1 pseudogene is annotated in these 1,290 nt (G+C 28.1%); it reads right to left on the bottom strand.

What is annotated here, in order from left to right:
- Positions 1–1,029: 1,029 nt before the first annotated feature.
- A pseudogene (locus B0A58_RS03225) lies at positions 1,030–1,290 on the bottom strand (hypothetical protein); the annotation flags it as partial.

Below are 1,290 nucleotides of genomic sequence, written 5' to 3' on the forward strand. Positions count from 1 at the left end.
ATGCGTAGTTATTTTTTAGAGAAAATTTTCAAAAAAAATCGTTGCATAGCTGGGCTACGGAACTATTTTTTTTTAATAATTTTAGCAAAAAAGAACAAGTAGATTGGACTATTTTATATGTATATTTGGTATAACTATTTGGGTTCAAATGCAATGTCAAATTTTTGTAAAATATCAAAATACTCTTCATTGAAAATGCTAAACACTGAACCCGTAATCTCGCAAAACGCTTGTTATACCTTTGTTATTTATTAATAGAAAGGCAGTTATAAATTATCATATCTGCCTTTCACTAACCTCCAATCAACACTACATTATAACATTTGTTTTTTATTTATAAATTGAAATATCAATGTGTAAATAAAATATAACCAAGTGATTACACTTATTGCAAGGAATAAATTTCCAATAAATCTATTTCCATCTAATTTAGCAAGAACTCCAATAATAGTTGATAACAATGTTATAACTAAAATTATTTTTGTGCTTTTTTTCATATATATTTAGTTAAGGATTAACCGTGAATTTGAAGAACCTAGCCAAGAGCCACGAGAATCTAAATGAATAACACGTATTAGATCATTGGATTTTCGAATTAATTTTCTTCCATTTATTTTGAATTCGTATGCTAAAAGTTTTTCAGCTACAATAGTCTCAATAGACTTTTTAGCATAACTTACTCTTCTTTTTCTATGGGGTTATAAAATTTTAAATCTTCCCAATTCATTTTTATGATTGTGTTGTGAGAGGCTTGCTGTTAACTTTAATCTGTAAAAAAAACCATCGCCGAATATTTTTCAAAAATAATAAAAAACTATGAAATAAAACAGCATTTATTTACAAATTTTTCAAAAAAAAAGAGGCACTAAATCCTCTTAATATACTATCTAAAAAAAATTCGATAACTCCATAAGAGCCGCAAATGGAATCGGTTTAACTCATTAACTTTATTCTATATTAGGTTTTCGTTGGTTACAATTCATTGCTCGGCTTTCAGCTGCAAGGAAAGGCTGGATGTTGGCAGAAGATTTAATTGTCCATTTCGTTTCTCAACTCTTGTATTTTCAAAATTGTTAAACTTGTTATTTCAGAAATTGTTTCATTGTCAAATCCCTTTTTTATAGATTTCTTTGCAATATCTTCTTTAATTTTAAACTCAGCCTCTGTTTGTAAAGAAAACAGTTCACTTGCTTTTAAATGCAAGCTGTCCAAATAGCGGTTATACCCATATTGGTCTTCTTTTTCAAGTCGCATAATGTCCAAAACTTCATTGGCTTCTTTTAACCCTTT

It is taken from the genome of Flavobacterium branchiophilum NBRC 15030 = ATCC 35035, assembly GCF_002217205.1.
In the GTDB taxonomy this organism is placed as follows: Bacteria; Bacteroidota; Bacteroidia; order Flavobacteriales; family Flavobacteriaceae; genus Flavobacterium; species Flavobacterium branchiophilum.